We start from the raw sequence: 6,855 nt of genomic DNA, 5'->3' as shown, positions 1-6,855 counted from the left end.
GCCGCCGGGAGGTCGGCGGCCGCGGGGTCCGCCGCCGGGAGGTCGGCCGCCGGGAGGTCGGCCGTCGCGGTCACGCTGGTCGCCGCGGTGCTGCCGATCGCCGCCCTGCCCGACCTCGCCTGGGGCGCGGCCGGCCGGCTGGAGCCGTCGCGGTACCCGGAGGCGTGGTCCGACGTCCGTGCCACCCTGCGCGCCTCCGACGACACCGGCGACGTGGTCGTCCTCCCGTACCAGCCGTTCCGCCGGTTCCCGTGGGCCGGCGACCGGACGGTGCTCGACCCCGCGCCGCGCTACCTCGGCGTCGAGGCCGTCGTCCCCGACGCGCTCCCGGTCGGCGGCGACACCGTCGTGCCGGGGGAGGACCGCCGGGCGGCGGAGGTCGCCGAAGCCCTCGACGCGGGACCCGAGGGCGTCGGCCGCCTGGCCGCCCTCGGCGTCGGCTGGGTGGCCGTCGAGCGCGACACTCCGGGCGCTATTCCGGACGGACTTCTCGAATCGCTCGAATCGGTCGAGAACAACGGCACGCTCGACCTCTATCGCGTTCCGGGCGCCATCGGCACATGGAGCCGCATTCCGCCCGCTCCGCCGGTCATCGCCGCCGATATCATCTTTTCGGTCATTCTCGTCGTCGCATCGGCTGATGTTGCCCGAAACGCCTTCTCCCGGCGACGGCGGTCGTTACGCTCCCAAGCGTCGTGATTTCCGCACCGCTCGAGGAGTGCATTCGTTCATGGGCAATTTCGGAGGCGTTGTCGCCGCCATTGTGGGAGTGGTGCTCGCCGGTCTGACCGTCGTCACCGCCGTGAACGTCAGCCAGCCGAGTGACGCCGACGACGTCAGCCACGAAGAGCTGATCAACTACGACGACAACTGACCCGGTCGGCACAACGGAATCGTGAAAGAGATCCTGGTCGAGCCGCGCCCATTGCGCGTCGTGCTGCTCAACTGGCGCGACACCACCCACCCCGAGGGTGGCGGCTCGGAACGGTACGTGGAGAACGTCGCCGCCGGCCTGGCCGCCGCCGGGCACGACGTGACGTTCTTCTGTGCGGCCCATCCGGGCGCGCCGAAGGTGGAGCGGCGCGACGGCTACCGGATCGTCCGGCGCGGCGGGAAGTTCACCGTCTACGCGCACGCGGTCCGGATGCTGGCCAGCGGGGCACTCGGGCGGCCCGACGTCATCGTCGACGTGCAGAACGGAGTCCCGTTCTGGAGCCGCCTGGCCGTCCGGTGCCCCGTGGTCGTCCTCGTCCACCACGTCCACCGCGAGCAGTGGGGGGTCGTCTACGGCCCCGCCACCGCGCGGCTGGGCTGGTGGCTGGAGTCCCGGCTCGCGCCGCGCGTGTACCGGCGCTCCCGTTACGTCACCGTCTCGGAGATCACCCGGACGGAACTCGCCGCGCTCGGGGTCGGTCCCGAGCGAGTGGACGTCGTCCACAACGGCACCGCGCCGGCACCGGCCACGACGACGCCGCGGGCGCAGGCCCCCCGCATCTGCGTCCTCGGCCGGCTGGTGCCGCACAAGCGGGTCGAACACGCCCTGCAGGTCGCGGCCCGGCTCCGCGCGAGCCGGCCCGGCCTGCGGGTGAGCATCATCGGCGACGGCTGGTGGTCCGACCGGCTGACGGCCGAGGCCAGGCGCCTGGGCGTCGACGACATCACCGACTTCCTGGGCTTCGTCGACGAGCGCGCCAAGCACGAGGAACTGGCGCGCAGCTGGCTCATGCTGGCGCCGTCGGTCAAGGAGGGCTGGGGCCTCACCGTCGTCGAGGCGGCCCAGCACCAGGTGCCCACCATCGGCTACCGCGCCGCGGGCGGCCTGGCCGAGTCGATCGTCGACGGCGTCACCGGCCTGCTCGCCGACGACCTCGACGGGCTCACGGCCGCGACCGACGAGCTGCTCGCCGACGGCGTCCGGCGCACCGCGCTGGGCCGGGCGGCCGCCGCCCGCGCCGCCACGTTCACCTGGGACCAGACGGTGCGCTCGTGGGACGCGCTGCTGCGCCGCACGGTCGCCGAGGCCGAGGACGCGCGGTCGTCCCGGCGGGCCGTCGCGGCCACGACGGGCGTCGCGCTGGACCCGCACCGGGTGCCCGTTCCGGCCCATGGCAGCCCGTTCTTCCGCCAGTCGTGACGAATCGCCACAACAGCCATGTTGATTGGCGTAATGTGCCGACGTGCTCCTGAGTGATTCCCCCGACCGGGCCACCCTGAGTCGTTCGGTCCGGCTATTCCGGGCATTTCTCGCCGAACAGCGTGACCCCGACCATTTCTATGGGGTGCTGGCCGCTGACTCGGTTGCGCAATTGTCCGATTATGCCGATTTGAGGGGAGCGCTGGTGCTCGACGTCGGCGGCGGACCGGGCTATTTCCGCGACGCGTTCCGCCGGGCCGGCGCCCGCTACGTCTCCGTCGACAGCGACCTCGGCGAGCTGTCCGCCCGCGGCCGCCCGGAGCCCGGCACCGTCATGGGCAGCGGCATGGCGCTGCCGATCCGCGACGCCGCCGCCGACGTCTGCTACTCGTCGAACGTCCTCGAGCACGTGCCGGACCCCTGGGCGATGGCCGAGGAGATGCTGCGGGTGACCCGCCCCGGCGGCGTCGTGTTCCTCTCCTTCACCGTCTGGCTGTCGCCGTGGGGCGGGCACGAGACCGCGCCCTGGCACTATCTCGGCGGCGAGGCGGCGGCGCGCCGGTACGCGCGGCGGCACGGGCGCGACCCGAAGAACCGGTACGGCACCAGCCTGTTCCCGGTGTCGGTTTCCGACGCGCTGCTGTGGGCCCGGAACACGCCGCACGGGCAGTTGCTCGACGCGTTCCCGCGCTACCACCCGTGGTGGGCGCGTGGCGTGGTGCGGGTGCCCGGCCTGCGTGAGCTCGCGACGTGGAATCTCGCGGTGGTGCTGCGCCGCCGATGAGTGCACTATCTCCTGGGCCTGACGGCAGACCTCGCGGTCGGCTTCATGGGCGGAGCGCGCCGCGCCGCCGGCTGCCGGCGTGGCGGGTCCAGCTCGCCGTCTGCTGCCTGGGACTGGTCGCCCTGGCGTTCCGGCAGGCGCCCGGGCGGATCGTCCCGGACACCAAGCTCGACCTCACCGCCGACCCGGCCGGGTTCCTGCAGCGTGCGCTGCACCTGTGGGAACCGGCGGCCGCGTTCGGGCAGCTGCAGAACCAGGCCTACGGATACCTGTGGCCGATGGGCCCGGTGCACCTGGCCGGCGACCTCGCGGGGCTGCCGGCCTGGGTGGTGCAGCGGCTGTGGTGGTCGCTGATCCTGGTCGCGGCGTTCCTCGGCGTGGTCAAGCTGGCCGGCGAGATGGGCATCGGCCGGTCGTGGACCCGGCTGCTCGGCGGCCTGGTCTACGCGCTGGCGCCGCGGATCCTGGTGTCGCTCGGCGCGGTGTCGATCGAGGCGTGGCCGACGGCGCTGGCCCCGTGGGCGCTGATCCCGCTCGTCCGGGCCTGGCGTGGCGGCCCGGTGGTGCGCAACGCGGCGCTGTCCGCGCTGGCCGTCCTGTGCATGGGCGGGGTCAACGCGGCCGCCACCGCCGCCGCCGTCGTCCCCGCCGGGCTCTGGCTGCTGCTGGCGCCGCACTGGCCCGGACGGTGGCGGTTCGCGGCGTGGTGGGTGGGCTGCTGCGCCGCGGTGACGGTGTGGTGGTGGGTGCCGCTGCTGCTGCTCGGCGCGCACAGCCCGCCGTTCCTGGACTGGATCGAGACGGCCGGCAACACCACGCAGCACACGTCGCTGATCGAGGTGCTGCGCGGCAACGACCACTGGCTGTCCTACCTGTCGGTGGCCGGCGGCCCGCAGTGGCCGGCCGGCTGGCTGCTGGCCAGCGAGCCGGTGCTGATCCTGCACACGGTGCTGATCGCGGCGATCGGGCTGGGCGGGCTGGCGCGGCGCGACATGCCCGGGCGGCGGGTGTTCCTGACGGCGGCCGTCCTCGGACTGGCTCTGGTGTCGGCGGGGTACGTCGGCGCCGCGGCCGGGCCGCTGGCGGCGACGGTGCGCGAGCTGCTCGACGGGCCGCTGGCGCCGTTCCGCAACGTGCACAAGTTCGACGTCGTGCTGCGGCTGCCGCTGGCCCTGGGGCTCGCGCACGCGCTGGCGTCGCTGCGGGTGCCGGCCATCTCGGTGCGCCGCTTCCGCATGCTCGTCGTCGGGCTCGCGGTGGTGGTCATCGCCGGGGTGGCGACGCCGGCGCTGGCCGGCCGGCTGCCGCAGGCGGGCTCCTACGACGAGATCCCCGGCTACTGGCACGAGGCGTCGGACTGGCTGGACGACAACGCCGGCACCGGGCGGGCGCTGCTGGTGCCCGGCACGTCGTTCGCCGAGTACACGTGGGGTGCGCCGCGCGACGAGCCGCTGCAGGCGCTGGGCGACACCCCGTGGGCGGTCCGCGACTCCGTCCCGCTCTCGTCGGCGGGCAACATCCGCCTGCTGGACGCGGTCGAGACGCGGCTCGCGGCCGGCGAGGGCGGCGCCGGCGTCGTCGACGCGCTGCGCCGCGCGGGCGTCACCCACCTCGTCGTCCGCAACGACCTCGACCGGTCGCGCACCGACGCGCCGCGCGCCGCGCTGGTCCACCAGGCCATCGCGGACCTGCCCGGCGCCGAGCGGGTCGCGACGTTCGGCCCGCAGGTCGGGGCCGCCGACGATCCCGCGGCCGCGTCGGACTCGCGGCTGGACGTCCAGTACCCGGCCGTGGAGATCTTCGCGATCGCCGACCCCGAGGCCGAGGAGCATCGCGTCCACGCCTATCCGCTGGACGGCACGCTGCGGATGTCCGGCGGCCCGGAGTCGCTGCTGACGGCGGGCGACGCCGGGCTGCTGGACGGCCGCGCGGCGTTCGTGGCCGGCGACGGCGCCGGGATCGCCGACGCGCACCCGGTCCCCGTCGTGACCGACGGGCTGCGCCGCCGGGCCGTCTGGTTCGGCGCCAGCCGCGACAACACCACCGAGGTGCTGCGGGCCGGTGAGGACGGCGGACTCGGGCGGGTGGTGCGCGACTTCCTCCCCGTGGAGGACCCGGACCGCGAGACCGTCGCGGTGGTCGAGGGGGTCGCCGACGTGACGGCGTCGTCGTCCGGCTCGGACCCCCGGGCGACGATGGCGCGCGGCGCGGAGAACTCGCCGTGGGCCGCGGTCGACGGCGACCCCGGCACCAGCTGGGTGTCGGGGGAGTACGGCAGCGCCGTCGGGCAGTGGCTGGAGCTGCGCTTCGATGAGCCGCGCCGCGTGCCGTCGGTGGAGCTGACCCCGCTCACCGGCGGTCCGGTCAGCGCGCCGATGCGGCGTGTGGCCGTCCAGACCGACACCGGCATCCTCGAGAGCGACCTGCAGCCCGGCGGCGACGCCCAGGTGCTCGCCGTCCCGTCCGGCGAGACCAGCACGCTGCGGGTGACAGTGGTCGCCGTCGGCGACGGCACCGTCAGCGGCGTCGGCATCCGGGAGCTCACGGTGCCCGATCTGAAGGTGACCCGGACGCTCCGGGCGCCGGCCGTGACCGCGGCCGACCTCGGCGGCTCCGCGTCCGGCGAGCCCGCACCGGCCACGCTGGTCTTCGCCGCCGCCGACGGCCGCCGCGGCGAGTGCGTCGGGACGAGATCCGGCGACACCGAGGTCGAGCGGTGCGCCCGTCAGCTGGCGCGGCCCGGCGAGGAGAACCGCGACCTGCGCCGCAGCGCGGAGCTGACCGCCCCCGCGGAGTACGAGGCGGAGCTGACGGCGCGGCCGCGGCCCGGCCGCTCGCTGGAGAAGCTGCTCGAACCCCACCCGGACGCGATCGTCGCGACGGCCAGCTCGCGCGCCGTCTCCGACCCGCTCGGGCGCCCGCAGGCCGCCGTCGACCACGATCCCGGCACCGGCTGGGTGGCCGCGCCCGGCGACGAGACGCCGTCCCTCACCCTGACCTGGGGGCCGCGGCGCACCGTCGAAGGGCTGCGGCTGGACGTCGAGCCGTGGCTGGCGGCATCGCGGCCGAGCCTGGTCGAGGTGCGCGCCGGCGAGACGCGGTTCCAGGCGAGCGTCGACGACGACGGCACCGTCGCGTTCCCCGAGCCGGTCCGCACCGACGAGTTGACCCTCCAGATCGTCGAGGTCGCCGAGGTGGAGGACCGCGACCCCGCGTTCGGGCTGCGCTCGGTGCTGCCGGCCGGGGTGTCCGAGGTCCGCGTGCTCGGCGCCGACGACCTGCGGCTGCCGGTGGACGAGTCGCGGGAGGTGACCGTCGCGTGCGGCGACGGCCCGCCGCTGGTGATCGACGGCGCCGAGGTGACGACGCGGATCGAGACGACCGTCGGCGACCTGCTGCACGGGCGGCGGCTGGACGTGCTGCCCTGCGGCGACGGCGCCGATCCGGTGCCGCTGGACGAGGGGGCGCACGACGTCGTCGTCCGGGCGACCGGCGCCGTCCGGCCGGAGTCGCTGACGCTGCGGCCGGTGGACGAGCCGCCGTCGCCGCCGCCCGCGCTCGACGTCACGGTGCAGACCTGGCGCGCCGCCGAGCGCGAGGTCGTCGTCCCGGCCCGGGAGGAGCCGGCCGTCCTCGCCGTCACCGAGAACCTCAACACCGGCTGGGAGGCGACGCTGAACGGCGAGCCGCTGGAGCCCGTGCGCCTCGACGGCTGGGCGCAGGGCTTCGTGCTGCCGGTCGGCGCGGCCGGCGTGGTGCGGCTGAGCTACGGGCCGGACGAGCCGTACCGGTGGGCGCTGCTGGCCGGGCTCGGCACGGTGCTGATGGTCGGCGTGCTCGCCTGGCGGGGCACCCGGGTGCCGCTGGCGCCGTCACCGGTGCCCGCGCAGCGGGTGCCGGCCGACGCCGTCCCCGCCGGCGGGCGCCGGGCACGGCG

At 75.4% G+C, this 6,855-nt stretch carries 4 protein-coding genes and 1 pseudogene; all 5 read left to right on the top strand.

The window, feature by feature from the left end; all coding sequences use genetic code 11:
* Positions 1–699, top strand: a pseudogene (locus tag DY240_RS32490) (hypothetical protein); the annotation flags it as partial.
* Positions 700–730: 31 nt separating this feature from the next.
* Complete coding sequence (locus DY240_RS32485; protein WP_157524295.1) at positions 731–874, top strand: hypothetical protein; 144 nt, start codon at positions 731–733, stop codon at positions 872–874.
* A gap of 21 nt (positions 875–895) precedes the next feature.
* Positions 896–2,134 carry a glycosyltransferase family 4 protein gene (locus tag DY240_RS24855; protein WP_199702364.1) on the top strand — a complete coding sequence of 413 codons (1,239 nt, stop codon included), beginning with the start codon at positions 896–898 and terminating at the stop codon, positions 2,132–2,134.
* Between the two features lie 49 nt (positions 2,135–2,183).
* Positions 2,184–2,918 (top strand): class I SAM-dependent methyltransferase, encoded by a 735-nt coding sequence (locus DY240_RS24850; protein WP_119662389.1) that lies wholly within the window; start codon positions 2,184–2,186, stop codon positions 2,916–2,918.
* The coding region (locus DY240_RS24845; protein ID WP_119662388.1) for an alpha-(1->3)-arabinofuranosyltransferase at positions 2,915–6,855 on the top strand (3,941 nt) is incomplete at its 3' end. The genes DY240_RS24850 and DY240_RS24845, both read left to right, overlap by 4 nt.

Origin of the sequence: Jiangella rhizosphaerae, from assembly GCF_003579925.1 — a bacterium.
GTDB lineage: Bacteria > Actinomycetota > Actinomycetes > Jiangellales > Jiangellaceae > Jiangella > Jiangella rhizosphaerae.
Note: the sequence above shows the minus strand (reverse complement) of the source record. Positions and strands in the feature narration are given on the sequence as shown.